The following is a 26,153-nucleotide window of genomic DNA, read 5'->3' as shown; positions in this document are numbered from 1 at the left end:
CCGGTGCGCCGGCCCCGCGCCGGATTTCCGATGCTGCCGCTGGACGACCTCACGGTCCTCGATTTCTCCACCCTGCTGCCGGGGCCCATGGCGAGCCTGTTCCTGGCCGAGGCGGGGGCCCGCATCATCCGCATCGAGCGGCCGGGCGGGGAGGAGATGCGCCGCTTTCCGCCGCGCTTCGGCGAGACCTCGGCCCCCTATGCCGTGCTCAACCGCGGCAAGGCCAGCGTCGAGATCGATTTAAAGGCGCGCGACGCCCTGGCGCGGCTGACGCCGCTTATCGCGCAGGCGGACATCCTGATCGAGCAGTTCCGGCCCGGCGTGATGGACCGGCTCGGCTTCGGTTATGAGGCGCTGGCAGCGATCAACCCGCGGCTGATCTACTGCTCGATCAGCGGCTACGGCCAGTTCGGCCCGCGCGCGCAGGAGGCCGGGCACGACATCAACTACCAGGCGATCGGCGGGCTGCTCGGGCAGTCGCTGCGGGCGGGCGCGCCGCCGCCGCTGCCGCCGCCGCTGGTCGCCGACATCGCCGGCGGCACGATGCCGGCCGTGCTCAACATCCTGCTGGCGCTGCGCCAGCGCGAGCGCAGCGGACAGGGCTGCCATCTCGACATCGCCATGGCTGACTCCATGCCGGCCTTCGCCTGGTACGGGCTGGCGCAGGGCCAGGTCACGGGGCGTTATCCCGAGGGCGGTGAGGGGCTGCTGACCGGGGGAAGCCCGCGCTACGGCCTCTATGCGACGCAGGATGGCTGGTTCCTGGCGGTGGGCGCGCTGGAGCCGAAGTTCTGGGAGGTGTTCTGCGAGGCGATCGGGCTTTCGCCCGCCCTGCGCGACGACCGCGCCGATCCCGAGGCCACGCGTGCCGCGATCGCGGCGATCATCGCCGGCCGGCCGGCCGCTCACTGGCGCGAGACGCTGGAGCCGCGCGATTGCTGCTGCACGGTGGTGCGGACGCTTGCAGAGGCGGTGGCCGATCCGCATCTGACGGCGCGCGGCCTGTTCGACGCACAGGCTCAGGAGCCCGGCGGGCGCCGGCTGGTCTCGACGCCCCTGCCGCTGGCGCCGGTGTTTCGCGAGCAGGCGGTGGCCCTGCGCGAGGTCGCGGCGAGCGGCGCGGATACGGAGCGGCTGCTGGGGTAAGGCGGAAACCTCAACCGTCATCCTGGCGCCAGTCGCGCAGCGACGCAGCGCCGGGATCCATCATGGGGCTGCGGCGGTGCTCGACGATGGATCCCGGGCCGACCTGCGGTCGTCCCAGGATGACGGGGAGAGGTTGGTCGGTCCGGAAAGCGCTACCGCGCCATCCCGCCTGCGAGCCCCTGCCGCATCACCAGCCGCCGCAGCGGGCCGATGCGGGACAGCGCCAGGAGACCGGCGCCGCGCAGCAGATCGGCCGGCATCAGATCGGTGAGCAGGGTCCGGTTCAGCGTGTCGACCGCACCGGTGCGCAGGCGCACATCGGCCTGCCGCGCCCGGTCATAGGCCGCGACCGCCACTGGGGCGCCGGGATCGGAGGTTTCGTCCACCGCATCGCGCAGAGCCATCACGTCGCGCAGGCCGAGATTGAGGCCCTGCGCGCCGATCGGCGGGAAGACATGGGCGACCTCGCCGACCAGAACCATGCGATCTGCGCCGAAGCGCTCAACCGAGAGCCCGCCCATCGGCACGCGGCCGCGCGGCCCGTCGAGCCGCATCGCGCCCAGCAGGGAATGCGCCTGACGCTCGACCCGGCGGGCGAAGGCGGCGTCGTCGAGCGAGGCGACCTCGTCGGCCTCGGCCGGATCCAGCAGCCAGACCAGCGACGAGCGGCGGCCGGGCAGGGGGACGAGGGTGAAGGGACCCTTGCGGGTGTGGAATTCGGTCGAGACGTCGCGATGGTCGCGGGTATGGGCGAAGATCGCGGTCAGCGCGCTCTGCGGATAATCCCAGTCGCGGGCGGCGATGCCGGCCGCCTCGCGCACCCGCGAGCGGCGACCGTCCGCACCGACGACGAGCCTCGCCCGCAGTGAAAACCCGTCTCCGGACACCACGACGCCGTCCTCGTCGGGCGCGATGCCGGAGACCAGCCCCGGCTCGTGCCGAATGGCAGGGGTCTCCCGGATCCTGGCCGCCAGCGCCGCGACCAGCTCGGCATTCTCGACATTCCAGCCGAAGGCGGGCAGCCTGACCTCGGAGGCGCGGAACTCGACCGGGGGCTGGCGGAACAGGCTGCCGGTGTCGTCGACGAGCCGCATCACGGCCAGCGGCGCGGCCTTGTCGGCCAGCGCGTCATACAGGCCGAGCTCGCCGAGCAGCCGCCAGGAGCCGTAGAGCAGGGCAACGGTGCGGCCGTCGCGGTGGGTCGGGACGGGGCCGAGCAGGGCGATGCGGCGCCCGCCCTCGGCCAGCGCGAGCGCGGCCGCGAGCCCGACGGCGCCGGCCCCGACGATGGCGATGTCGACCTGGTCCCTGCGCGGTGTCGTCATGACGTTCTGGTTACGCCAGACGGGCGGGATTGGCCACGGGGCGGGGCGTCGCAGGATCGCAGGGACGTGATGCGCCGGCCGCGCCCCTGCCCCGTTGCGCAGCCGCGCCAAGGCCTTATGGTCCTGCCCCAACGTTCAGGGAGATGACGACATGGTCAAGGCGATCCGCATCCACAAGACCGGCGGGCCCGAGGTGCTGCAGCTCGAGGACATCACGCTGCCGGCACCGGGGCCGGGCGAGTTGCGGGTGCGCAACCGGGCGATCGGCCTGAACTTCATCGACACCTATTTCCGCACCGGGCTCTATCCCACCCCGCATCTGCCCTTCGTGCCGGGCAACGAGGCGGCGGGCGAGGTTCTGGAGGTCGGGCCCAACGTCACCGAGTTCAAGCCGGGCGACCGCGTCGCCTATGTCGCGACGCTCGGCTCCTATGCCGAGGAGCGCATCGTCGCGGTCAACTCCACCGTCGCGCTGCCGGAGGCGGTCTCCTTCGAGGCCGCCGCGAGCATGATGCTGAAGGGCATGACGGCGGAGTATCTGCTGCACCGGACCTACAAGGTGAAGCCGGGCGACACGATCCTCGTCCATGCCGCGGCCGGCGGCACCGGGCTCATCCTCTGCCAGTGGGGCAAGGCGCTGGGCGCGACCGTGATCGGCACCGTCGGCTCGAAGGAAAAGGGCGAACTCGCCAAGGCTCATGGCTGCGACCATGTCATCCTCTATCGCGAGGAGGATTTCGTGGTGCGGGTGAAGGAGATCACCGGCGGCAAGCTCTGCGCCGTGGTCTATGACGGCGTCGGCAAGGACACCTTCCTGCCCTCGCTCGACTGCCTTCAGCCCTTCGGCGTGCTGGCGAGCTTCGGCAATGCCTCCGGCACGGTCGAGCCGTTCAATCTCGGCCTGCTTGGCCCCAAGGGCTCGCTCTATGTGACCAGGCCGACGCTCTTCACCCATATCGCCAAACGCGAGACCATGGTCGAGATGGCGGCGAACCTGTTCGGCGCTGTGGCGTCCGGCAAGGTCGTGGTGCCGGTCAACGCCCGCTTCGCGCTCGCCGACGCGGCCAATGCGCACCGCGCCCTGGAGAGCCGCGGCACGACGGGGTCGACGGTGCTGATTCCCTGACACGAGGCGCAGTGCCCTGAAATCTCGCCCCAATCGGCTGCTATCGCCGAACCGTCCCGCGGGTGCGGGATGGTTCGGGCAAAGGTCGCAGGCGGAATGAAACGGGTTGTGCTCGGCCTCGGGCTCGGGTTGTCGCTGGCGGCGGCCGGGTCGCTCGTGCTGCCGCAGGGCGTGCAACACTGGCGCGAGGTCGCGGCGGCGGAGAATCCCGCTGCGCTGGCCGACCTGCGCCTCGCGGGCGCGCTGACCGCTGCCCGGCTCGATGCCGAGATCGACGCGGCGCTGGCCGCGCGCGACACGGACCTGGCCGAGAGCTTCGTCGCTCTGGCGGCCGAGCGCGGTCTGCCGGTCTCGCCCGAGCGGCGGCAAAAGCTGCAGGCGCTGAAAGACGGCGCCATCATCCAGGCCGTCAGCGATTTCGGCCAGGGCTTCCTCGCCGGCGACCGCGAGAGCGGCGCGGCCTTTGCGGGCGCGCTCGTCGGTGACGTCACCGGCTATGGCGATCTGCGCGACCTCGCCGTCGAGGGCCGCAAATGGCTCGGCGGGGAGGGGGCGGACGGCACCGTGCTCGCCATCGCAGCGGCGGGGCTCGCCATCAGCGCCGCGACCTGGGTCAGCCTCGGTGGCGCGCTGCCAGCCCGCAATGGCCTGAGCGCGGTCAAGGCAGCCAGCAAGGCTCGGATCCTGTCGCCTGCCCTGAGCGCCCATCTGACGCGCAGCGCCGTCGACGCCCTCAACCGACCGGCCCTGAATGCCAGCCTTGCCGCAGCCTCCCGCCTCGATCTCGCAGCGGCGCGCGTCGCGGCCGGCGGCATCGTCAAGCCGGCGGCGATGGCGCGCTTCGCCGCGCTCGGCCAGGATGCCGGCGCCGTCTATACACGGACGGGCCAGCGTGGGCTGCGGCAGGTGCTCGCCGTCGCGGAGGATGCCGGCGACATCGGCAAGGCGGCGAAGCTCGGCGCGGCAAAGGGCACGACGACGCGGGCGATCCTCAAGGTGCTGGGGCGCGGGGCTCTGGTGCTGGGGGCGCTCAGCCTCAGCGCGGTCGGCTGGATGCTCGCCTTGATCGGCTATGCGATCGCGCTCGCCATGCTGGCGCAGCGTTTTGGCTGGTGGCTGGGACGAAGGGTGATGCCGCGGCGCGCTGCCCTGTCACAGGCGATGTGAACCCGCTGGCGCGCCGTGGCGACGAAGGAGTGTCAGCAGAACGCTGATGCTCATTCGGGTGACGTCCATGTCCCGCGCCCTTCGCCTCTGCGGTTTCTTCCTCGCCTCGCTCACCATCGCGACGGTCGCGCTCGCGCAGCAGGACGGCCGTCAAGGCCGCGTCACGCTGCCGGCCGGGGCGCCCCAGTTGACGCTCGCCATCGCAGCCGAGGACAGGGCGCGCCTGACGCGTCCCTCCGAGCCGCGGCGGGCGCGAACGGATTGTCCGACCGAGAGCTGCGACACGCCGCCGAAGGGTGCGAGGACAGCGCAGGACGCGACACGGCCCATGGGCGCCTGCAACGGCGACAACACGGTCGCGCGTGACCGCAACGGCAAAGCTATCCGCCGGATCTGCCAGACCTTCTGACGCTGATCGTCATTGCGAGCGCAGCGAAGCAATCCAGAAGGTCGCGCTCGACGTCCCCCGGATTGCTTCGCTGCGCTCGCAATGACGGGACAATGCTCAGACCGCGACGCCGTGCAGGTCGTAGGCGTCGGCGCGCTCGATCTTGACCGAGACGATGTCGCCCGGGCGCAGCGGACGGCGGCTGGCGACATAGACGCTGCCGTCGATCTCCGGCGCATCCCATTTCGAGCGGCCCTTGGCTACGGTCGGGCCGGCCTCGTCAATGATCACCTGGATGCGCTTGCCAACGCGGTTCCTGATGATGCGCGTCGAGATATCGGCCTGCGCCTTCATGAAGCGGTGCCAGCGCGCCTCCTTCTCCTCCTCGGGGACGAGGGTGAGGCCGAGGCCGTTGGCGGGCGCGCCCTTGACCGGCTCGTATTTGAAGGCGCCAACGCGCTCCAGCTTCGCCTCTTTCAGCCAGTCGAGGAGGAACTGGACATCTTCTTCCGTCTCGCCGGGGAAGCCAACGATGAAGGTCGAGCGGATGGCGAGGTCGGGGCAGATCTCGCGCCATTTCCTGAGACGGTCGAGCGTCCTGTCCTGGTGAGCCGGACGCTTCATCGCCTTGAGAACATTGGGAGAGGCGTGCTGGAAGGGGATGTCGAGATAGGGCAGGATCAGCCCCTCCTGCATCAGCGGGATGACCTCGTCGACATGGGGGTAGGGGTAGACATAGTGCATCCGCACCCAGACCCCCATCTGGCCGAGCTCGCGGGAAAGCTCGAAGAAGCGGGTGCGGACCTCGCGGTCCTGCCACATCGAGGGCTGGTACTTGATGTCGAGGCCGTAGGCGCTGGTGTCCTGGGAGATCACCAGCAGTTCCTTGACGCCGGCGCGCACCAGCTTCTCGGCCTCGCGCAGCACCTCGCCGATCGGCCGCGAGACGAGATCGCCGCGCAGCTTCGGGATGATGCAGAAGCTGCAGCGGTTGTTGCAGCCCTCCGAAATCTTCAGATAGGCGTAGTGGCGCGGCGTCAGCTTGATGCCCTGGTCGGGCACGAGATCGACGAAGGGGTCGTGGCGCGGCGGCAGGGCCTGGTGCACGGCCGAGACGACGCTCTCATAGGCCTGCGGGCCGGTGATCGCGAGCAGGTTGGGGAAGCGGTCGCGGATCTGCTCGGGCTCGGCGCCCATGCAGCCGGTGACGATGACCTTGCCGTTTTCCGCCATGGCGGTGCCGATCGCCTCGAGCGATTCCGCCTTGGCCGAGTCGAGGAAGCCGCAGGTGTTGACGATGACGAGGTCGGAGCCCGCATGGCTCTTGGACAGCTCATAGCCTTCCGAGCGCAGCGAGGTGATGATCCGCTCGGAATCCACCAGCGCCTTGGGGCAACCCAGCGAAACGAAAGAAATCTTCGGCGCGACGGCGTTCATCGGCGGCAAACTCGACAGCTCTGAATGGATGCGGCGCGGCCCGAGGCTCGCGCGCGCTTCCTTTGAACGCTTTCAGGCTGTTTGGCAAATGCGGCGGACTGTGTGCGAAGACGCCTCATCGTCATTGCGAGCGCAGCGAAGCAATCCAGGAGCGGCAGAGTTCGATGGTCCTGGATTGCTTCGCTGCACTCGCAATGACGGCCCTGTTGTCAGACGGCCCCTGTCACCACCGGCCGTTCGGGGTCCTGCGTCCAGTCGGTCATCGAACCGTCATAGAGCGCGACCTCCTCGCGCCCGAGCAGTTCCGACATCACGAACCAGTTGAGCGCGGCGGTGTGGCCGGTATTGCAATACGAGATGGCCGGGCCCTTCGGGAGGCCGGCGAAGAGCGCCGCCAGATCGTCGCGGGGCTTCAGCCGCCCGGTCGCCGCGTCGAAGGCCTGCGTGTAATCCCGCGAGACGGCGCCGGGGATGTGGCCGGCACGGGCCGCCTCCGGAGCCTTTTCGCGGCCCTCGAAATAGCTGGTCGAGCGGGCATCGACGAGCGTGGCGAGCTTGCTGCGGGAGGCCACTAGCGTGGCGTCGGCCGTGCTGCGCAGGCGCTGCTGCATCACGACAGGGTAGGGCGGGGCTGCGCGCTCGGGCGAGGGGCCGGTCTCGACCGGGCGTGCCGGGTCGACTGTCCAGCCGCGGAAGCCGCCGTCGAGGATGGCCTGCTGGCCATGGCCGATCGTCTTCAGCGTCCAGTAGACGCGGGCAGCGGCGGCGGCATCGGTGGCGCTGACGCCGGCGGGGACGATGACGACGTCGTCATGCGGCTTGATTCCGAGCCGGCCGACGAGCGCGGCGAGATGCTGCAGCGGCGGCAACAGGCCGGGCGCTTGCCCGACCTTGGTGCGCCAGCCATCGGCGACATAATCGGTATGCACGGCGCCGGGGATATGGCCCGCCTCATAGGCGGCCTTGCCGCCGCCGTCGATCGAGGAGCGGATGTCGAGCACGACGAGGGAGGGCTCGCCCAGCCGCGCCAGCAGGTCCTCGGGGGCGATAAGCCCAGCCAGTGCGGTCTTGCTCATGCTGTGGCCTCCTGGAGCTCGTCGACGACGTCGATCGCGTAGGTGAAGCTCGCGGTCGCGCCGAGCATGATCGAAGCCGAACAGTATTTTTCCTTAGACAATGTTACGGCCCGCTCGGCCTTGGCCCGCGACAGGCCGCGGCCGCTGATGCGGTAGGCGAGGTGGATCTGGGTGAAGACCTTGGGGTCCTCGGTGGCGCGCTGCGCCTCGACCTCGACCTCGCAGCCGGTGATCGGCTCGCGGCCCTTCTTGAGGATCTGCACGACATCGAAGCCGGTGCAGCCCGCCAGTCCGATCAGCAGCATCTCCATCGGACGGATGCCGAGGTTGCGGCCGCCATATTCAGGCGCCCCGTCCATCACGACGGCGTGGCCGCTGCCGGACTCGCCCATGAAGGCCATGCCTTCGACCCAACGCGCGCGCGCTTTCATGATTCGTCTCCCGCCATCGTTGCTTCGGACGCTGGCATAACCGTCCGGGCAGATTGAGGCGAGACGGCGGGGCGCATGGCGGGCGCGTCAGGCGCGGCGTCTCTCGGTGGAAACTGCGGCATCGGAGAGCGCCTCGCCCAGGGCCTGCCCGAGCATCACCAGAACCGGGCCGCCCTTCGGCAGCTCCGCCAGCCGTTCCGGCAGGGTCGCGATGGTCGCCCGGACCCGCGCCTCGTCGGGCCGTGTCGCCGACTGGACGGCGATGGCCGGCGTGGCGGGGTCGAGGCCCGCCGCGATCGCCCGATCCCGGAAGCCGGCGAGCGTGGCGCGAGCCATGTAGATCACCGTCGTCGCCCGGGGATCGGCCATCGCCTGCCAGTCGAGATCCTCCGGCAGTTCGCCGCTGCGGGCATGGCCCGTGACGAATTGCAGGCGTCGGGCATGGTCGCGATGGGTGAGCGAGACGCCGAGCGTCGCCGCCGCCCCCTGCGCCGCCGAGATGCCCGGCACGATCGTGACCGGAAGCCCAGCGGCCCTGCAGGCCTCGATCTCCTCGCCGGCGCGGCCGAAGATGCCGGGGTCGCCGCCTTTCAGCCGCACGACGTGCTTGCCCTGTCCGGCGAGCGAGACGATCAGCGCGTTGATGTCGCTCTGCTTGACCGAGGGGCCGTAGCCGGTCTTGCCGACCATCATGCGCTTGGCTTCGCGCCGTGCCAGCTCAAGGACGCCCGGCGAGACGAGGTCGTCATAGAGGATGATGTCGGCGCTCTGCAGCGCTCGGATCGCCTTCAGCGTCAGGAGTTCCGGGTCGCCGGGGCCAGCGCCGACCAGCGAGACCCGGCCGCGGCCAGGCGCCGCCTCGATGCGCTCAAGCGCCGAGAACAGCTCGGCGCGATCCGTCTCCGCCGGCAGTCGGCCGGATTCGCTCATCGCCCTGGCGGTGAACAGCTCCCAGAAGGCGCGGCGGATGGCGAATGGGAGGTTGCGGGCCTGCACGGCCGGGCGCCAGTCGCGGGCGGCCTGGGCCCAGGCCTTCAGCGTCTCCGGCAGCAGCGTCTCGATGCGGGTGCGGATCGCCTGGCCGAAGACCGGGGCGGCGCCGTCGGTCGAGATTGCCACGATCAGCGGCGAGCGGTTGACCAGCGTGCCGAAGGAAAAGTCGCAGAAGTCGGGCTTGTCGACGATGTTGACCGGTGCCCCGGCCTTACGGGCCGCCGCGACGAAGGCCTCGATCTCGTCGGCGTCCTCGATGTCGCCAATGGCGAGCGCGGCTCCGGCAAGGTCGTCGGCGTCCCAGGAGCGGGCATGCACCACGACCCGGCCCGCGGCCGGGGCTGCGGCAAGCGCGGCGAAATGGGCGGCGCCATCGCGTGCGAAGACCTCAACCTCTGCGCCGGTCGCCGCCAGCAGCTCGGCCTTCCACAGGGCGCCCTCGCTGTCGCCGACGAGGACGACCTTGCGGCCCGCCAGCTTGTGGAACAGCGGCAGGGTCGCGAGGGGTTCGATGCGGCGGCCGCTGGTGGCCTCGGGACGTCTTTGTCTCATCGTCTTCGTCTCTGGCGCATCGCGCCCGTCCTGTCACGCCGTCCCTTCGTCGCTTCCGGCCGGCGCCGCCTTCTCGTCCCGCTTGACCTGCTGCCAGAGCGCCTCGAGTTCGGCCAGATCGGCCTGCGCAGCACTGCGGCCCTGCGCCTCTAGCTTTTGCTCGATGCCCCGGAAACGGCGCTCGAACTTGGTGTTGGCGGCCTGGAGGCAGCCTTCCGGTTCGGCGTCGACATGGCGGGCGAGATTGGCGACGACGAAGAGCAGGTCGCCGATCTCCTCGGCAATCGCAGCCTTGTCGCCCGACGCCAGCGCCTCGTCGATCTCGGCGGTTTCCTCGCGGATCTTGTCGAGCACGAGCCGTGCATCGTTCCAGTCGAAGCCGACGGTGGAGGCGCGCGCCTGCAGCTTCCAGGCCCGGGTGAGGGCGGGCAGGCCCTGGGTGACGCCAGCCAGCAGCCCCTGGCCCTCTGCCTTCACGGGCAGGCCGGCGGCTTGGCGGGCGGCCGCCTTGTCCTGCTTCTCCTGCGCCTTGATGCGATGCCAGAGCGCCTTGACCTGCTCGGGCGCGAGGTCGCGCGCCTCGCCGAAGACATGCGGGTGGCGGCGGATCAGCTTGGCGGTGATCGCCTCGACCACGTCGGGAAAGGAAAAGGCGCCTTCCTCTTCCGCCATGCGGGCATGGAAGACGACCTGGAGCAGGAGATCGCCCAGCTCGTCCTTGAGGTCGACCCTGTCGCCGCGCGCGATGGCATCGGCGACCTCATAGGCCTCCTCAACCGTGTAGGGCGCGATCGAGACGAAGTCCTGTTCGATATCCCAGGGGCAACCGCTGCCCGGCGTGCGCAGGGCCGCCATGATCTCGATCAGGCGGGCGATGTCGGGGGAGGGCTGCAAAGGCTGAAACTCGCGCTGAAATCCTCTAGGGTTCCTCCCATGATTCAAGTCACCCCGTCCATTACGATCGACGAGAGCGAGATCGAGGAGAGCTTCGTGCGCGCCTCCGGTCCGGGCGGGCAGAACGTCAACAAGGTGGCGAGCGCGGTGCAGCTGCGCTTCGACGCGCGCCGTTCGCCCTCGCTGCCCAACGAGGTCGCGATCCGGCTGATGAAGCTCGCCGGCAGCCGGCTGACCCAGGACGGCGTCATCGTGATCGTGGCGCAGGCGCAGCGCAGCCAGAAGCGCAACCGCGAGGAGGCGCTGGAGCGTCTGCTCGAGATGATCCGCGAAGCCGCCGTGCGACCGCAGACGCGCCGCCCGACCAAGCCGACCAAGGCCTCCAAGGAGCGCAGGCTCGTCTCCAAGGACAAGCGCTCGGCGGTGAAGGCCGGGCGCTCCCGACCAGGCACCGACTGATGGCCTTCGGAGGAGGGTGCTCCGACCGGGGAAGGCCCGAGCGACGCGCGCCACGCAAGATCACCGCCTATGATCTCCAGCGGGCGGCGATGCACTATCTCGAGCGCTATGCGGCGCCGGCGGCGCAACTGCGTCGCGTCCTGGCGCGCAAGGTCGCGCTGAGCTGCCGCCACCACGAGCAGGACCCCGCCATCTTCGAGCCGATGCTGGACGAGGTGGTCGCCCGCTGTGTGTCGTCCGGCCTCGTCGACGATCAGCGCTTCGCGCAGGCGCGCGCGGCGACCCTCAAGCGCAAGGGGCGCTCGTCTCGGGCCGTCGAGGCCAGTCTTTCGGCGAAGGGCGTCCCGCGCGAGCTCGCACGCGAGGCGAGCGCCGGGAGCGAAGAGGACGAACTGGCTGCCGCGCGGAAGGCGGCCCGCCGGAAGCGGCTGGGCCCCTGGAGCCGCGGCGATCGGGCCGCCAGCCGCCAGAAGGACCTCGCTGCGCTGGCGCGGGCGGGCTTCAACATGACGATCGCCCGCGCCGTGATCGACGGCGCGGGCGATGAGGCGATGCAGGACTGACGGGGAAGGGTGCGGGCAGGGGCAGGGCCGCCCCGCCCGCGGCTTCGCTCACTCCAGCTTGACCTTGGCGTCCGCGACGACCTTGCCCCAGCGCGCCACCTCGGTGCCGACGAACTTGCCGAACTCGTCGCCGGCGAGGGTCGGGATCGGCGAGCCGTTCTTCTTCCAGGCCTCCGTGATCATCGGCGATTGCAGCGCCTTGGCGACCTCGGCCCGCATGCGGGTGACGATCTCGGCCGGCGTGCCCTTCGGTGCCCAGAGCGCGTACCAGGTGGCCACCTCATAGCCGTCGAGCCCGGCTTCCTTGGCGGTCGGGACGTCGGGAATGGCGGGGGAGCGGGTGGCGGCGGCGACCGCAAGCCCACGCAGGCGCCCGCTCTGGATCTGCGGCGCCGACGAGCCGAGCCCGTCGAACAGAACGTCGACCTGGCCGGCGACGATGTCCTGCAGCGCGGGACCGGCGCCGCGATAGGGGACATGGGTCATGCTGGTCTTGGTCTGCAGCTTGAACAGCTCGCCGGCGAGATGATGCGTCGTGCCATTGCCGGCCGAGGCGTAATTCAGCTTGTCGGGATTGGCCTTGGCATAAGCGATCAGCTCGGCCAGCGTCTTGGCCTCGACCTTGGGATGGACGACGATCACCTGCGGCGGCTGCGCGATCACCGCGATCGGGATGAAGTCGGTCTGGATGTTGTAGTCGAGCTTCGGATAGAGCGCCGGAGCGATGGCGTGATGGGCCGCGCCGACGAAAAAGCCGTAGCCGTCGGGAGCCAGCTTGGACGCCGCCGAGGCGCCGACGGTGCCACCTGCGCCGCCGCGATTCTCGATGATGATGCGCTGGCCGAGCTGCTGGTCGAGCTGGGCGGCGAGGGGCCGCGCGAAGGCATCGGTGCCGCCGCCGGCCGGGAAGGGCACGATGAAGGTGATCGGCCGCTGCGGCCAGGCCTGGGCATGGGCCGCGCCGGCGGCCGCGAGGGACAGCCCGGCCGCGGCGGCGAGGGCGACGAGAGAACGTGACGGGATCATGAAGACGGTTACCTCCCTGGGGACATGAAGACGGCTCTTGGCGGCCGCTTGTCGCCCGCAAAGCGGGACGACGGTTGGATCGGAACCGATAAGGCCATCGGGCGGGGGCGCTGACAAGTCCGTCGATGGCCGGGCTATCGGCCTGCGACCGTCCGCTGCTATGCGGGGTCTCCAGGAAGGCTACGCAGGCCGTCCGGATCGGAGCCCCGCATGAGCCGCCTCGACAGCTTTATTCGCCGCCTCGAGGCGCAGCGCCGCATGCTCGACTGGGCGGCGGGGGCGATCACCGGATGCGACGGCCTCGTGCTGGAACTCGGCCTCGGCAACGGACGGACCTACGACCATCTGCGCGAGACGCTGCCGGGACGGGCGATCCATGTCTTCGAGCGCGACGTCAGCCCGAATCCGGCCTCTATGCCGCCCGCCGACAGCCTGGTCGAGGGCGACATGGCGCAGACGCTGCCGGCCTTCGCCGCGCGCCACGGCCGCTGCGCCGCGCTGATCCATGTCGATGTGACGACCGGCGTGCCGGAGCGGGACGCCATCCTGTTCGCCTGGTTGCCGCAGCATGTGGTCGCGCTGGCCGCGCCAGATGCGCTGGTCGTCAGCGGCTGGGCGATCGAGCATCCGCTGCTCGAAGCGGTCGCGCTGCCCGACGGCGTGCCGGAGGGACGCTACTTCGCCTACAGGCGGCGCGACCAGGACTGATGGGTCGGGAGAGGGAGCCGTCCAGGCACCAGCAGGCCGCCCCACCTGCTGTCTTCGCTCGACAGAAAAGTCCTAATTGCCGCTCATTAGAGATGTCACAAGTATTATCTCGGGCACGACGGTCAGATTTTCTCGGAGCGAAGCTGGTCAGAGTTGCGTAGCCCCGAGATAATCGGATTATAAGTCAGCACTGACTTCCTTTCAATCTCGCGTGATGGTATTTTTGATAATGTGAAAATCCCAAACGAGAGTAGGAAAGCGATAGTTTCAGCTGTGATGGCTGTCATTTTTCTGGAAAGTCATGATTCCGATTTATGCGCTTTTTGAAACGAGCCTGCTTCTGGCTGGTTGCGCGACAAGCGATGGTGGATCAGCCCAGGTTGATGCTCAGATCGCTGCTGCCAGCCAAGTCTGCGGACAGTTCCCGTCCCGTAGCCGAGGGGCGACAGCGCGCGGCCTTCCACAATGAGCGCGGCCTTCCACAATGATTTGTTCATTCGAGGTTCACCCCCTGACGTTGAGTAATCGCGGCTGGGGGGCAAATGGTTTGCTCTCATATGCCCGATAGCGCGGACGAATTTTATTGACAGATTGTCCGGGACATCGGTTTGCTTCAAATCCCGGAAGGGGGAGCCGTCTCAACCGAGAACGGCTTGGCAGGGAGGAAAAAATGAAAAAGTATTTCGTAAGCGCGGCTTTGATTGCGTTGTGCATTGGCGCTCCACCCGCCATGGCGCAGCAGTTTCCACAAGCGTCGGTCGTGTCCCCTTACAATCTGCCACCTCAGCAGAGAGAACTGGCGAAACAACCGCCGAAGGGGTTTCAGGCGGCGCAAAAGAAAACGGTGCCGAAACAGAATGGCCAGTGCCCCGCCGGTTTCAAGCCGCGTGACGGTTTCACCTGCATCCAGAACTGAGGTCCAGACCCCAGAAAATTGGCTGGCCGGCCCTGTGCGATATTGCGATACATAGCTTTGAGGTGAAAGCATGGATCGGACGGGGCCGGTTCCGCCGTGCTAGCAGCGATTTGTCCACCTATGGGCATCAAGGCGATGGGTCGGCAGTCACAGGCCGGAAGGGCGTGCGATGCTATTGCGGCAACCAAAATACTCCCTACTAACCCTTGATTACTTAAAAATATGCCGTGGAACCTGACCTCGACGCCGAGGTGATTTTTTGGATCGTTGGTTTTCGATCTCGCTCTGACGCTCTGCAATATACGTAAGAACGTCACCTAGGCGTTTGTTCTCGACCATCGCGGCTTGCTCGACTTTCTGAAGCTTGTCGAAGATGCGGTATGGCAAAACTAGGCCTCGATGTTTGATGGCGAGACTGCCGTCAGGATAGTCGATAACGGTGACTCGCTGGCGGGCGAGGGGGCGCGTAACTGTGTTCGGCTCGAGTAGGAAAAGAACTTTGTCGTATTGCAGCGTGAGGCTGTTCGAAACAGTTCGCTCCTCCTTCCAAGCCAAAGCGTCGTCAACGTTTAGGTTGTCGGAGATCGGTCGATGGGAATCGATGGCGTCGAGCGGATCTTTGCTGAACTTCGCGTTGTAAATTGTCAGGAACCGGCCAAGGAAATCGTTGGCGGCTTCAATCGTCGAGACACCTTCCAGCCTAAGTTCCTTGACGAGGCGATCCTGGAGCGTGCCGAACGAGCGCTCAATCCGCCCCTTGGCTGATGGCGTGTTGGCGCAGATGATGTCGATGTTCAGCTCGTGCAGAGCGCGACCGAACTGAGTCATACCATCCCCACCTGCAGCGTCGCGATTGTTGACACGGAAGATGGCATGCTTGTCGGAATAGAAGGCGATTGGGCGGCCATGCTTGCCGATGTAAACCTTCGTCTGGCGCATATAGTCAAAAGCTGACTCGGACGGCACAAATGCTGCGTGTTGCAAACGGCTCGTGGCATCGTCCACATAAGCGAGGAGGGTGCATTCTGGGCCGCGATCTTCGAACCAGTGATGGATTGAGCCGTCGATTTGCACCAACTCACCAACACGATGGCGACGATAGCGGGGCTGATGCACCGGCTTTAGACGCTGTCGGCGATCTTTCCACAACCCCTCAGCCATCATCCAACGCCTAATCGTCTCGACGCCGAGTTGGATCTCGTGACGCTCACGGAGCTTCTCCGCGGCTAGCGTCGGGCCGAAATCCTCATAGTGCGTCCGAATGAGATCGATCGCCATCGAACGGAGTGCGGCCGGGTAAGAGCGATTGCTCGGTTTGCCCCGCTTCTTCGAAATTAATGCCGAAGGGCCTCCGGTTTTATAAGCGCTGATAATCCGACACACTTGGCGCCGCGTCACACCCAGCAACTGCATGGCGGCTTTCACTTTCATCCGCTTCGCCAGCAGATCCCGAACGACGTGTAACCGATCGATCTCCGTTCGGCTCATTGAGAGCACCGTCATGACCCGCTTCTCCCCAAGCGCTACGCCGCAGGGAGTGTGACACTTCTATCGAGGGGAGTCGGGACCTTTCTAATGAGCTTCTACATCTGCGATTCGCATAAGACATATTATGGAACCAAAATGTTCATCCCGCCAGGCTGGCAAGGCTCTCAAGCGGCCTGGATCGAGACCTTCATGCCGTCGAACGCGACATCAATCTCCGGCGGCAAGCGGTTGCGAAGTCGATTGTAATCCAGATCGGAATGGAGATTGGTCAGGATCGCGCGGCGCGGCCGCAGTTCAGCGATGGCAGAGAGCGACTGGTTGAGGTTGAAGTGGCTCGGATGCGGCGTCTCACGCAGGCAGTCGAGGATCAGGACCTGCAGACCGCTCAGGGCCTCCTTGGCCGCCGGCGGGATCAGGCTGACATCGGGCACATAGCCGAGATCGCCGAAGCGAAAGCCCAGGGCCTCGTAGTCCGGGCCATGCTCGACGGCGACCGGCAGCGTCGTGATGGCGCCACCGGCGCCGTCGATGGTCAGCCTCGTACCGGCCTGGAGCCCGAGGCGGTCGAGGACGGGCGGATAGGCGCTGCCGGGCGGCGTCTCGAACATGTAGCCGAAGCGCTGCATCAGCGAAGACGCGGTTCGTCCGTCGGCATGGATGGTCACACGTCTGCGGTTGTGCAGCACGAGTGAGCGCAGGTCGTCGATACCATGGGTGTGGTCGGCATGGTCGTGGCTGAACAGCACGGCGTCGAGATGGACAACGCCAGCGTCCAGCAACTGCTCGCGCAGATCCGGCGATGTGTCGACCAGCAGCCGGGTCGTTCCCGACGGACCGTCGCGCTCGACCAAGATCGAGCAGCGGCGCCGGCGGTTCTTCGGCTCACTCGGGTCGCAATCGCCCCAGCCGAGAGCCGGACGCGGCACGCCGCCGGACGAGCCGCAGCCGAGGATCGTCACCGTCAGGCTCGTGGCGGCTGCAGTCATGGCGGCGTCCTCAGGCGACCTGGGCCAGCGGCGCGGCGTGGTCCATCTTCCAGTAGCAGCGGCGGGCATTGGCCGTGGTCAGGGTAGCGACCTCGTCGAAGGTCAAGCCGATCGTCTCGCCAAGAACCTTCGCCGTCTCAATGACATAGGCCGGCTCGTTGCGCTTACCCCTGAACGGGACAGGCGCGAGATAGGGCGCGTCGGTCTCGACGAGGAGGCGGTCCTGCGGGACCATCCGGGCGATGCGGCGCAGCTCCTCGGAGGTCTTGAAGGTGAGGATCCCCGAGAAGGAGACGTAGAGGCCGAGTTCGACCCCAGTCATCGCCAGAGCCTCGCCGGCCGTGAAACAGTGCAGGATGGCGGGGAAGGCGCCCTTCCCCATCTCCTCGCGCAGGATCGCGATCATGTCGTCATCGGCCTGGCGGGCATGGATGACGAGCGGCAACTGGGTGATGCGGGCGGCGGCGATGTGGACGCGCAGCCCTTGAGCCTGCGCCTCGCGCGGGCTCTTGTCGTAGTGGTAGTCGAGCCCCGCCTCGCCGATGGCGACGCAGCGCGGATGGGCCGAGAGCGCCACGAGCTGCTCGGCAGTGACGTCCAATTCCTCATGCGCGCCATGGGGATGGGTGCCGACGCTGCACCAGACTGACGGAAAGCGCTCGGCGATCGCCGCATATTTGGAAAAGCGTGCGACCCGGGTCGAGATCGTCACCATGCGGCCGACGCCTGCGGACTCGGCCCGGCCGATATAGGCCTCGAGCTCCTCGGCGAAATCCGGGAAGTCGAGATGGCAATGCGTGTCGATCAGCATCAGGCGGCCTCGCCGCCTTCGGGCTCGACATAGCGCGGGAAGATGCCGCTCGGCGCCGGCAGGGCTGTGCCGGAGGCCAGTCGGCCGCCCTCGCCCAGCGCCGCGAAATCGCGCTTCTCGGCCGGGACGCCCAGCAGGTTGAGCAGCTTGGCCATGGCAGACGGCATCACCGGCTGGACCAGGATCGCGACCTGCCTGATCACCTCGGCGGTGACGTAGAGCACGGTGTCACGCCGGGCCGGATCGGTCTTGGACAGGCGCCAGGGCTCGTTGGCGGCGAAATAGCGGTTCGCTTCCGCCACCACGGCCCAGATTTCGGACAGCACGACATGCAGCGCGAAGTCGGTCATGGCTTCGCGCGCCTTGCCGAGAGCACTATCGACCAGCGCCAGCATGGCCTCGTCGCCCTCGTTCAGCGCGCCGCAGGGCGGCACCTTGCCCTCGCAGTTTTTGGCGATCATCGAGAGCGAGCGCTGGGCGAGATTGCCGAGGTCGTTGGCGAGGTCGGCATTGATGCGGCCGACGATCGCCTCGTGGCTGTAATTGCCGTCCTGGCCGAAGGAGACCTCGCGCAGGAAGAAATAACGCAGCTGGTCCACGCCATAGGCCTCCGCCAGCCCGAAGGGATCGACGACATTGCCGAGAGACTTCGACATCTTCTCGCCCTTGGAGAGCAGGAAGCCATGGCCGAAGACACGCTTGGGCAGAGGCAGCCCGGCCGACATCAGGAAGGCCGGCCAGTAGACGGTGTGGAAGCGCACGATGTCCTTGCCGATGATGTGAACATCGGCCGGCCAGTAATGCGCGCGCGGGCTCTGCGGATCGGGAAAGCCGGTTCCGGTGACGTAGTTGTTGAGCGCGTCGACCCAGACATACATCACATGCTTCGGGTCGCCCGGCACGGGCAGGCCCCAGTCGAAGGTGGTGCGACTGATCGAGAGGTCCTCGAGCCCGCTTTTCACGAAGGAGACGATCTCGTTCCTGCGCGTCGGCGGCGAGACGAAGTCCGGCACGTCCTCGTAGAGCTTCAGCAGGCGCTCCTGGTAGGCTTTCAGACGGAAGAAATAGCTCTCCTCCTCGACCCATTCGACCGGCGTGCCCTGCCCGCCCAGCCGCGTGCCATCGGCCAGGAGCGTGGTCTCCTCCTCGGCATAGAAGGCCTCGTCGCGGATCGAATACCAGCCGGCATATTTCGACAGGTAGATGTCGCCATTGGCCTCCATCCGCCGCCACAGCTCCTGCGTCGAGGGCAGATGGTCGGCGTCGGTGGTGCGGATGAAGCGGTCAAAGGAGCAGTTCAGCCGCTGCTCCATCTCCTGGAACCGGCTGGCGATGCCGTCGACGAAGGCCTTCGGCGACTGGCCGTTCTGCTCCGCCGTGCGCTGCACCTTCTGGCCGTGCTCGTCGGTGCCGGTCATGGCGAAGACGTCGAAGCCGTCGAGCCGCTTGAAGCGCGCGATCGCGTCGGACGCCACCATCTCATAGGCGTGGCCGATATGCGGCGGCCCGTTGGTGTAGTGGATCGCAGTCGTCAGATAGAATTTCGGGGCGGTCGCCATCGTCGATCCGGAGGTTCGCTTCACGCTGCGCGCGAGCGGGCAACCGCATCCGACAGATCATGAAACAGGGTCATCACCAGCGGGCGGCGGTCGAGATTATAGGTTTCGACGTCGCGGGCCGCATGTCCCAGCTTGTCCCATACCTCCGCCAGCGGTGCAAGACGTGCCGGTTGCGCTGCAGCATGCGCGTGGAGATGGTCGGAGAGCCAGCTCTGCACGGTTTCGACCATGATGGCGAAGTCGCTCTCCCCGGACTTGCCGGCGACGTCCTCGGCCAGCGCCATCAGCGCCGGCAGGTCGAGCCGCGGCAGCGCGTCGAGCCGCGCCCGAACCGCCTCGACCAGAGCCAGGGTTTCCGGATCGACATAAGTCAGGGCGCGGCGCACCGAGCCGTCGGCGAGGCGGGCCGCCCGGGCGATCGCCGCCTCGTCGAAGGGCCCGCCCATCCGCCGCAGCGCGGTCGCTCCGGCTTCGGCCACCTGCGCCTCCTCCAGCGCAGCGAAGCTCATCAGCCGGCAGCGCGAGCGGATCGTCGGCAGCATCCGCCCCGGGGCATGGGCGACGATCAGGAAGAGCGCCCGCGGCGGTGGTTCTTCCAGCAGCTTGAGCAGGGCATTGGCGGCGGAGCGGTCCATATCCTCGGCCGAATTGACGATGCAGACGCGCCAGCCGCCCTCGGCGGCGCTCGAGCCGAAGCGGTCGAGCACGCGCCGGACGGCATCGACCGGGATGTTGCTGGTGTAGCCCTTGCCGTCGGGCTTCGGGATGCGGCGCAGCAGATGCAGGTCGGGATGGGACTGCGCCATGATCCGGCGTGTCGCCGGATCGCTCTCAGGCATCGCCAGTGAGGTGGCCGACGAAGCGCGCGTCGTCGGGTCCCCCGCCGCCAGGACGAAGCGGGCGGCGCGATAGGCGAAGCTCGCCTTGCCGATGCCCTCCGGCCCGGCCAGCAGCCAGCCGTGATGCATGCGGCCCGAGGCCAGTGCCGCCAGGAAGGCGCGCTCCTGCGCCTCGTGCCCGACCAGCGCCAGCGTCTCGCGCGGATGGGGCGCGCTGGGCAGGCGGTCGGGTTCGTCGCTGGTGGGGAGCATAGCCGGTCCTTCGTCGCGCCTGTCCCGTCTTTGGGCCGCGGCCGGCGGCGGGGCAAGCCCCGATCGTCAGGCCGGCTGCGGCGCCGGCAGGCGCTCGCGGATCGCCCGCCATGCCGCCTCGGCGAGAGCCGCCGGCGGCTGCGCCGCATCGAGCACGACACAACGCGACGGTTCGGACGCGGCGATCGCGAGATAAGCCTGGCGCAGCCGGCGGTGGAAGGCCAGCGCTTCCCCCTCGAAACGATCAGCCCCTTCGCCGGGCGTGCGGCGACGCGCGGCGCGGGCGAGACCGACCGTCGGGTCAAGATCGAGGATCAGGGTGAGGTGCGGCTGCAGGCCGTCGACCGTCACGGCCTCGAGCTCGGCGAGCAGTCCAGGCTCGATCTGCCCGAGCGCGCCCTGGTAGACTCGGGTGGAGTCGATGAAGCGGTCGCAGATCACCCAATCGCCCCGAATCAGCGCCGGCCGGATCAGGCGGTCGATATGGTCGATGCGGGCGGCAGAGAACATCAGCGCCTCGACGAACGGGCCGTGCGGCTTGACCTGGCCGGACAGGATGACCTCCCGGATCGCCTCGGCCTTGGGCGAGCCACCGGGTTCACGCGTCAGCGTCACGTGGAGGCCGAGCGCCTCGATACGCTCCTTCAGCGCGCGCGCCAGGGTCGACTTGCCCGCCCCCTCCCCGCCTTCGAGCGTGATGAAGCGCCCCGCTGCCACGCCCGGGCTCAACTGCGGCTCAGGGCCTTGCGGACCCAGCCGGTCGCCGCCTCCATCAGCGCGTCGAGCGCCCGGCTCTGCAGGGTCCCGGTCTGAACCGTCTCGGCCGCGTAGAGCGGAATATCCAGCGTCTTGACGTCGCCGCGCGTGACGACCAGCCGGGCGACTTCGGCCCCCTCCTCCACCGGCACGGTCAGCGGGCCGCGATAGACGATGCGGGCGTTGAGGCGCTCGCTGCTGCCGCGCGGCAAGAGCAGGCTGACGGGGCCCTTCGCCTTCAGACCGACACGCCCCTTCTCGCCGCCGAAGACGCTGGCTTCCCCGACAATGTCGCCGGCCTCGAAGATGCGGCGCGGCTCGAAGGCGCGAAAGCCCCATTCCAGCAGCTTGCGGGCCTCGTTAGCGCGGTCGCGCGCCGTCTTGAGGCCGTTCACCACCACGATCAGGCGCTGGCCGTTCTGCACGGCGGACCCGACCAGCCCGAAGCCGGATTCATCGATGTTGCCGGTCTTGAGTCCGTCGGCGCCGATGTCCATTCCCAGCAGCGGGTTGCGGTTCTGCTGCCGGATCTTGTTCCAGGTGAACTCGCGCTCGCCGAAGATCCGGTAATGCTCGGGATAGGTCTTGATGATGTGGTCCGACAGCAGCGCCATTTCGCGCGCCGTGACCTTCTGCAGCGGATCGCCCATGCCGGTGGAATTGCGGAAGACCGACTTCGGCAGGCCGAGGCCGCGCATGCGCTCGGTCATGATCCGGGCGAAGGTCGCCTCGTCGCCCGCCACCGCCTCGGCCAGTGCGATCGAGGCGTCGTTGCCGGATTGGACGATGATGCCGTGCAGCAGGTCGTCCAGTTTCACCCGGCTGTTCAGCTGGGCGAACATGGTCGAGCCGCCCGACACGCCGCCGCCCTTGCGCCAGGCGTTCTCGGAGATGGAGATTTCGCTGTCGAGCGTCAGCCTTCCCTGGGCGATCTCCTGGAAGGCGACGAGCGCGGTCGCGACCTTGGCGATGCTCGCCGGCGCCATCAACTCGTCGGCGGCCTTCTCGTAGAGCACGGTGCCGCTGGCGGAATCGAGCAGGACGGCATAGGGCGCTGCCGACTGGAAGCTCTGGGCCTGAGCGGCGAGAGGCGCCGAGAGCAGCATCGCCGTGCTGACCACAAAGGCCGCAGCAGACGGATTGAGGCGCCCCAGGAACGGGCGAACCACATGTTCAGCGAACGACCTGAAGCAACTCATGCCTGATCTCAAGCAGAGCCGGGTGCGCCCGGTCAAGGCGCAAACGCGTCAGCGGCTGGAGAGCGGCTGCAGGTTGTGCGGCACGAGCGCCTTGTTGAGCGGGTGCGAGGCCGAGAAGCGCTGGGTCGGGCTGCGCTCGGGCGCCGCGAACAGGCTGGCGACGGAGGCGCGGCTCGGCGGCAGGGTCTGGCGCAGCACGGCCGGCATCAGGACCGGGGTGGCGGCATTGGCGATGGTGTCGAGATCGAAGGGGCGGCTGGGCGGCAGCGGCGCGGCGCGGACCGGAACGCCGCCGGTCGAGACCAGGCTGGCGGCCACCGGCGTGGCCGGCGAGATGGTGCGAACAGGTTCGACGGAGGCCGTGGTGAAGCCCGTCGGCGCATAGGCCCGGGCGACGGCCGGTGCGGGCTGCGGGGCGCGCGGGGCCGGCTCCGGGGCGATCTCGGCCGGCTGATCGTCGAGATCGGCGCTGCGCGAGCGTGCCGTCCCGACAGCGGCGGAGCTCGCGACCATGGTGCGGGCGCTGGTGCCCGGGATCGAGGCGGGCTGACCGTCGGTGCGCAGCGTCGCCAGCAGCAGCTTGTCGTCGGAACCGGCGAGAGAGGCCTGGCCGAGATATTCGAGCTTGATCCGGGCCGTGCCGAGATGGCGGAAGGCCAGCGCCTCGGCGGTCTTCTGCGACACGTCCATCACCCGGCCGCCATGATAGGGACCACGGTCGTTGACGCGCACGATGATCGAGCGGTTGTTGAGCATGTTGGTGACGCGGGCATAGGCCGGCAGCGGCATCGTCGGATGCGCGGCGCTGATGCCGTGGCGGTCATAGACCTCGCCATTGGCCGTCTTGCGGCCGTGGAAGGCTTCGCCATACCACGACGCGGTGCCGACCGCCGTGTAGCCCACCGGCTTGTCGTAAGGGGTGTAGCGCTTGCCGGCGACGGAATAGGTCTTGCCGATCATCTGCCGGCCGCCACCCTTCGGCACCTCCTGCCCCTCGGCGACGACGCGGGGGCTGGCGGGGCCGTATTTGGCCTGCGGAAAGGCGCCGATCTCCTTCGACTTGCCGCGACGCGCGACCTGGTCGTTGGCGCAATTGGCGAGGAACAGGCCGGCGAGCGCGACGCAGCCGAGGCGCAGCGCGCGCGAGGCGGAGCTGGGAGACGGGGAGGAGCCCGGATCGGTCGCGGCGGAATGGGTGTCCGGTGCCGAAGGGCGAGCGCCTCGCATCATGCCGTCGTTCCGCTTTCTGCGCCGCAAACTCGTCATGCCGGCCAAACCGCGACAGCGGCGAAGCCAGAGTTTTCGGTCAATCACGTTAAGGGATCGTTAGCGCCGGGCGACGAGTCGCGTCAACGTTAACGGGCTTGATCCCGCCCTCTCTTGAGCGGGCACAAAGGTGTCGGAAATGCGGCACCTGTCAACCCGCTCCACAGCGTCGCCATTTTTCAGGCGGGCGTGGCCGGGAGGTCACGGCCGGGAACGCTTGCGTGCGGGTGGCGCAGAAGCGGTCGACAGGCCCTGTATCAGGGGAAGAAGGGCGAGTGCGAAATGCGGATCGATCTGGCGGAAGGGGTGGGATTCGAACCCACGGTGGGCTTGCACCCACGGCGGTTTTCAAGACCGCTGCCTTAAACCACTCGGCCACCCTTCCCTGCCGCAGTCATTGCCGCCGGGCGCGCGGTTTGGCAAGCGGGTTCGATCAGGGCCGCTTCAAACCCTGCAGCAGCTCGTAAGCCACAGGGTTGTCGGGACACAGGCCGGCGCCGCATTCCAGCACCGTCGAGACGCCGTTCGCGAGAGCCAGGGTCGCCGCGAGACCGACCATGGCCATTCCGAACGTCGTGGCGCGTGCGGGCGCCGTCTCGGGTTGCTCAAACTGGCGTTCGAAGAACAGCAGCGCTGTGCAGCCCAGCACGATGGCGCCGAAGACCAGCAGCGCCCAGCTGTAGAAGTGCAGGCCGAGGATGGCGCTGCCATAGGTCCCGGTGCCCGGCACGATATGGCCGAGGATCTGGCGGATCGAGACCATGCCGCCGAAGCAGGCGGAGAGGATCGTCACGGCGTAGTGCGACGGGCGCGGTCCGAAACGGATGTTCAGCGCCAGTCCGAGCGCCGCGCCCATGAAGCCGACGCGCTGCAGCAGGCAGAGCGGACACGGCAGTTCGCCCAGCAGGACCTGGTCGAGGAAGGCCGCGATCAGCACAAGCCCGACGGCGAGCAGGCCGAAGGCGTTGAGCGTGCGGGCGATCGACGGGGTCATCTGCACGGCCTCACAGCACGATCGTCAGCGCATCGGTGACGTGCAGCCTAAACAGCACGAGCATCACCACCATCGAGACCGCCCAGAGCAGCAGGGCGGCGCCGCGCTGCCCCGCCAGGACGCAACCGAAGCCCGCGAGCAGGCCGAAGAAAGGAAGGCTCATCATCGCGCCGGTCCCTTGTCGCCGCCGGCCGCCGTGTCGGCGAGGCGGATCACTCCCACTCGATCGTGCCGGGCGGCTTGCTGGTGATGTCGTAAACGACGCGGTTGATGCCCTTGACCTCGTTGATGATGCGCGTCGCCGTGCGGCCGAGGAAGGCCATGTCATAGGGGTAGAAATCCGCCGTCATGCCGTCGACCGAGGTCACGGCGCGCAGCGCGCAGACATGGTCGTAGGTGCGGTGGTCGCCCATCACGCCGACGGTGCGCACCGGCAGCAGCACCGCGAAGGCCTGCCAGATCACGTCGTAGAGCCCGGCCTTGCGGATCTCGTCGAGATAGATCGCATCCGCCTTGCGCAGGATGTCGAGCTTCTCCCGGGTGATCTCGCCGGGGCAGCGGATCGCCAGACCCGGTCCCGGGAAGGGATGGCGGCCCACGAAAGCCTCTGGCAGGCCGAGTTCGCGGCCGAGCACGCGCACCTCGTCCTTGAACAGCTCGCGCAGCGGCTCGACGAGCTTCATCTTCATGCGCTCGGGCAGGCCGCCGACATTGTGGTGGCTCTTGATCGTGACGGAGGGGCCGCCCGAGAAGGAGACGCTCTCGATCACGTCGGGATAGAGCGTGCCCTGGGCGAGGAAATCCGCGCCGCCGATCTTGGCGGCTTCCGCATCGAAGACGTCGATGAAGAGCCGGCCGATGGTCTTGCGCTTGGCTTCGGGATCGGCGCCGCATTTGGCGAGCTCCGACAGGAAGAGCTCTTCCGCCTCAACATGCACGAGCGGGATGTTGTAGTGGTCGCGGAACAGGCGCACGACCTCCTCCGCCTCGTTCATCCGCATCAGCCCGTGATCGACGAAGACGCAGGTCAGCTGGTCGCCGATCGCCTCGTGGATCAGCACGGCCGCCACCGCGGAGTCGACGCCGCCGGAGAGCCCGCAGATGACGCGGCCGCTGCCGACCTGTTCGCGGATCTTCTTCTGCATCTCGGCGCGATAGGCCGACATGCTCCAGTCCGGCGTGCAGCCGCAGATGGTGACGACGAAGTTGCGCAGCAGCTTGCCGCCATCGGGCGTGTGCACGACCTCGGGGTGGAACATGGTCGAATAGAAGCGCCGGGTCTCGTCGCTCGCCACCGCATAGGGCGCGTTTTCGGAGGTCGCCTTGACTGTGAAGCCGGCGGGCAGCTGCGTGACGCGGTCGCCATGGCTCATCCAGACGGGGTAGCGACCGCCCTCCTCCCAGACGCCCTCGAACAGCGCCGACGGCGTGACGATCTCGACATCGGCGCGGCCGAATTCAGCGGCATGCCCGCTCTCGACAGTCCCGCCGAGCTGATGGGCCATGGTCTGCTGGCCATAGCAGATGCCGAGCACCGGCAGCCCGGTGGAGAAGACCTCCTGCGGCGCCCGCGGCGAGCCTTCGTCGGGAACCGAGGCCGGCCCGCCGGAGAAGATCACGCCCCTGGGCTTCAGGCGCTGGAACGCCTGGGAGGCCGACTGGAACGGCGCGATCTCGCAGTAGACGCCGATCTCGCGGATGCGCCGCGCGATCAGCTGCGTCACTTGGCTGCCGAAGTCGATGATCAGGATGGAGTCGTGATGGGGCTGAGCGCTCGTCATCGCGCCCGGTTAAGC

At 68.1% G+C, this 26,153-nt stretch carries 27 protein-coding genes and 1 tRNA gene; 8 read left to right on the top strand and 20 right to left on the bottom strand.

The features are described 5' to 3' along the window. Window positions 1-30 precede the first annotated feature (30 nt). A complete protein-coding gene (locus tag SJY11_RS14825; protein ID WP_376987338.1) occupies window positions 31-1,146 on the top strand; it encodes a CaiB/BaiF CoA transferase family protein in 1,116 nt (371 codons plus the stop codon). Between the two features lie 152 nt (window positions 1,147-1,298). Here the strand turns inward: SJY11_RS14825 and SJY11_RS14820 are convergent, their stop codons facing one another. After that, window positions 1,299-2,471, bottom strand: a complete 1,173-nt coding sequence (locus tag SJY11_RS14820; RefSeq protein ID WP_376987337.1) for a UbiH/UbiF family hydroxylase — start codon at window positions 2,469-2,471, stop codon at window positions 1,299-1,301. A gap of 151 nt (window positions 2,472-2,622) precedes the next feature. Here SJY11_RS14820 and SJY11_RS14815 point away from each other — a divergent pair, with 151 nt between their 5' ends. The 3 genes from SJY11_RS14815 to SJY11_RS14805 all read left to right on the top strand — a co-directional run bounded on the left by SJY11_RS14815 (window position 2,623) and on the right by SJY11_RS14805 (window position 5,173). Continuing rightward, a complete protein-coding gene (locus SJY11_RS14815) occupies window positions 2,623-3,597 on the top strand; it encodes a quinone oxidoreductase family protein (RefSeq protein ID WP_376987335.1) in 975 nt (324 codons plus the stop codon). A 96-nt stretch (window positions 3,598-3,693) separates the two neighbouring features. Further along, window positions 3,694-4,764 carry a hypothetical protein gene (locus tag SJY11_RS14810; RefSeq protein ID WP_376987334.1) on the top strand — a complete coding sequence of 357 codons (1,071 nt, stop codon included), beginning with the start codon at window positions 3,694-3,696 and terminating at the stop codon, window positions 4,762-4,764. 67 nt (window positions 4,765-4,831) lie between these two features. Then, window positions 4,832-5,173: a hypothetical protein gene (locus SJY11_RS14805; RefSeq protein WP_376987333.1), complete on the top strand. Its 342-nt coding sequence runs from the start codon at window positions 4,832-4,834 to the stop codon at window positions 5,171-5,173. 96 nt (window positions 5,174-5,269) lie between these two features. Here the strand turns inward: SJY11_RS14805 and rimO are convergent, their stop codons facing one another. The 5 genes from rimO to mazG form a co-directional block, all read right to left on the bottom strand. After that, window positions 5,270-6,589 (bottom strand): 30S ribosomal protein S12 methylthiotransferase RimO, encoded by a 1,320-nt coding sequence (gene rimO, locus SJY11_RS14800; protein WP_376987332.1) that lies wholly within the window; start codon window positions 6,587-6,589, stop codon window positions 5,270-5,272. 209 nt (window positions 6,590-6,798) lie between these two features. Then, a complete protein-coding gene (locus tag SJY11_RS14795) occupies window positions 6,799-7,665 on the bottom strand; it encodes a sulfurtransferase (protein WP_376987331.1) in 867 nt (288 codons plus the stop codon). Continuing rightward, the gene (locus SJY11_RS14790) at window positions 7,662-8,096 is read right to left on the bottom strand and encodes an OsmC family protein (protein WP_376987330.1); all 435 of its coding nucleotides are present in this window, start codon (window positions 8,094-8,096) and stop codon (window positions 7,662-7,664) included. The genes SJY11_RS14795 and SJY11_RS14790 overlap by 4 nt, the downstream gene beginning before the upstream one ends. 87 nt (window positions 8,097-8,183) lie before the next feature. Next, complete coding sequence (gene cysG, locus SJY11_RS14785) at window positions 8,184-9,641, bottom strand: siroheme synthase CysG (protein ID WP_376987329.1); 1,458 nt, start codon at window positions 9,639-9,641, stop codon at window positions 8,184-8,186. Between the two features lie 33 nt (window positions 9,642-9,674). Then, entirely contained in the window at window positions 9,675-10,535 is an 861-nt protein-coding gene (mazG, locus tag SJY11_RS14780) for a nucleoside triphosphate pyrophosphohydrolase (protein WP_376987328.1), read from the bottom strand. A 39-nt stretch (window positions 10,536-10,574) separates the two neighbouring features. Here mazG and arfB point away from each other — a divergent pair, with 39 nt between their 5' ends. Together arfB and SJY11_RS14770 are read left to right on the top strand one after the other, a co-directional pair. Next, the gene (arfB, locus tag SJY11_RS14775) at window positions 10,575-10,994 is read left to right on the top strand and encodes an alternative ribosome rescue aminoacyl-tRNA hydrolase ArfB (protein ID WP_376987327.1); all 420 of its coding nucleotides are present in this window, start codon (window positions 10,575-10,577) and stop codon (window positions 10,992-10,994) included. Continuing rightward, entirely contained in the window at window positions 10,994-11,557 is a 564-nt protein-coding gene (locus tag SJY11_RS14770; RefSeq protein ID WP_376987326.1) for a regulatory protein RecX, read from the top strand. Before arfB ends, SJY11_RS14770 begins: the two co-directional genes overlap by 1 nt. A gap of 48 nt (window positions 11,558-11,605) precedes the next feature. On the opposite strand, the gene SJY11_RS14765 is transcribed toward SJY11_RS14770, so the two are convergent. Beyond that, a complete protein-coding gene (locus SJY11_RS14765) occupies window positions 11,606-12,583 on the bottom strand; it encodes a Bug family tripartite tricarboxylate transporter substrate binding protein (RefSeq protein WP_376987325.1) in 978 nt (325 codons plus the stop codon). Between the two features lie 210 nt (window positions 12,584-12,793). Here SJY11_RS14765 and SJY11_RS14760 point away from each other — a divergent pair, with 210 nt between their 5' ends. After that, a complete protein-coding gene (locus SJY11_RS14760; protein WP_376987324.1) occupies window positions 12,794-13,291 on the top strand; it encodes a class I SAM-dependent methyltransferase in 498 nt (165 codons plus the stop codon). Window positions 13,292-13,590: 299 nt separating this feature from the next. Here the strand turns inward: SJY11_RS14760 and SJY11_RS14755 are convergent, their stop codons facing one another. Further along, the gene (locus SJY11_RS14755) at window positions 13,591-13,788 is read right to left on the bottom strand and encodes a hypothetical protein (RefSeq protein WP_376987323.1); all 198 of its coding nucleotides are present in this window, start codon (window positions 13,786-13,788) and stop codon (window positions 13,591-13,593) included. A gap of 173 nt (window positions 13,789-13,961) precedes the next feature. On the opposite strand from SJY11_RS14755, the gene SJY11_RS14750 reads away from it, so the two are divergent. After that, entirely contained in the window at window positions 13,962-14,207 is a 246-nt protein-coding gene (locus tag SJY11_RS14750; RefSeq protein WP_376987322.1) for a hypothetical protein, read from the top strand. 210 nt (window positions 14,208-14,417) lie between these two features. On the opposite strand, the gene SJY11_RS14745 is transcribed toward SJY11_RS14750, so the two are convergent. The 12 genes from SJY11_RS14745 to guaA form a co-directional block, all read right to left on the bottom strand. Beyond that, entirely contained in the window at window positions 14,418-15,710 is a 1,293-nt protein-coding gene (locus SJY11_RS14745) for an ISNCY family transposase (protein ID WP_376987321.1), read from the bottom strand. Between the two features lie 149 nt (window positions 15,711-15,859). After that, on the bottom strand, window positions 15,860-16,681 hold the full coding sequence (locus SJY11_RS14740) for an MBL fold metallo-hydrolase (RefSeq protein ID WP_376987320.1): 822 nt from the start codon (window positions 16,679-16,681) through the stop codon (window positions 15,860-15,862). Between the two features lie 10 nt (window positions 16,682-16,691). Further along, a complete protein-coding gene (locus SJY11_RS14735; RefSeq protein ID WP_376987319.1) occupies window positions 16,692-17,492 on the bottom strand; it encodes a TatD family hydrolase in 801 nt (266 codons plus the stop codon). Then, window positions 17,492-19,051 carry a methionine--tRNA ligase gene (gene metG, locus SJY11_RS14730; protein WP_376987318.1) on the bottom strand — a complete coding sequence of 520 codons (1,560 nt, stop codon included), beginning with the start codon at window positions 19,049-19,051 and terminating at the stop codon, window positions 17,492-17,494. Before metG ends, SJY11_RS14735 begins: the two co-directional genes overlap by 1 nt. Window positions 19,052-19,071: 20 nt before the next feature. Continuing rightward, the gene (locus SJY11_RS14725) at window positions 19,072-20,142 is read right to left on the bottom strand and encodes a DNA polymerase III subunit delta' (RefSeq protein WP_376987317.1); all 1,071 of its coding nucleotides are present in this window, start codon (window positions 20,140-20,142) and stop codon (window positions 19,072-19,074) included. 66 nt (window positions 20,143-20,208) lie between these two features. After that, a complete protein-coding gene (gene tmk, locus SJY11_RS14720; protein ID WP_376987316.1) occupies window positions 20,209-20,859 on the bottom strand; it encodes a dTMP kinase in 651 nt (216 codons plus the stop codon). 8 nt (window positions 20,860-20,867) lie between these two features. Continuing rightward, window positions 20,868-22,004, bottom strand: a complete 1,137-nt coding sequence (locus SJY11_RS14715) for a D-alanyl-D-alanine carboxypeptidase family protein (RefSeq protein ID WP_376989335.1) — start codon at window positions 22,002-22,004, stop codon at window positions 20,868-20,870. A gap of 141 nt (window positions 22,005-22,145) precedes the next feature. Beyond that, entirely contained in the window at window positions 22,146-23,327 is a 1,182-nt protein-coding gene (locus SJY11_RS14710) for a septal ring lytic transglycosylase RlpA family protein (RefSeq protein ID WP_376987315.1), read from the bottom strand. 331 nt (window positions 23,328-23,658) lie between these two features. Next, window positions 23,659-23,748: transfer RNA gene (locus SJY11_RS14705), tRNA-Ser, on the bottom strand. Window positions 23,749-23,796: 48 nt separating this feature from the next. After that, window positions 23,797-24,357 carry a disulfide bond formation protein B gene (locus SJY11_RS14700; protein WP_376987314.1) on the bottom strand — a complete coding sequence of 187 codons (561 nt, stop codon included), beginning with the start codon at window positions 24,355-24,357 and terminating at the stop codon, window positions 23,797-23,799. A 10-nt stretch (window positions 24,358-24,367) separates the two neighbouring features. Next, complete coding sequence (locus SJY11_RS14695; RefSeq protein WP_197426553.1) at window positions 24,368-24,523, bottom strand: DUF5993 family protein; 156 nt, start codon at window positions 24,521-24,523, stop codon at window positions 24,368-24,370. Between the two features lie 46 nt (window positions 24,524-24,569). Continuing rightward, window positions 24,570-26,138: a glutamine-hydrolyzing GMP synthase gene (gene guaA / locus SJY11_RS14690; protein ID WP_376987313.1), complete on the bottom strand. Its 1,569-nt coding sequence runs from the start codon at window positions 26,136-26,138 to the stop codon at window positions 24,570-24,572. Between the last annotated feature and the right edge of the window lie 15 nt (window positions 26,139-26,153).

This window comes from Allobosea sp. R86505 (assembly GCF_042466375.1).
Taxonomy (GTDB): Bacteria; Pseudomonadota; Alphaproteobacteria; order Rhizobiales; family Beijerinckiaceae; genus Allobosea.
Note: the sequence above shows the minus strand (reverse complement) of the source record. Positions and strands in the feature narration are given on the sequence as shown.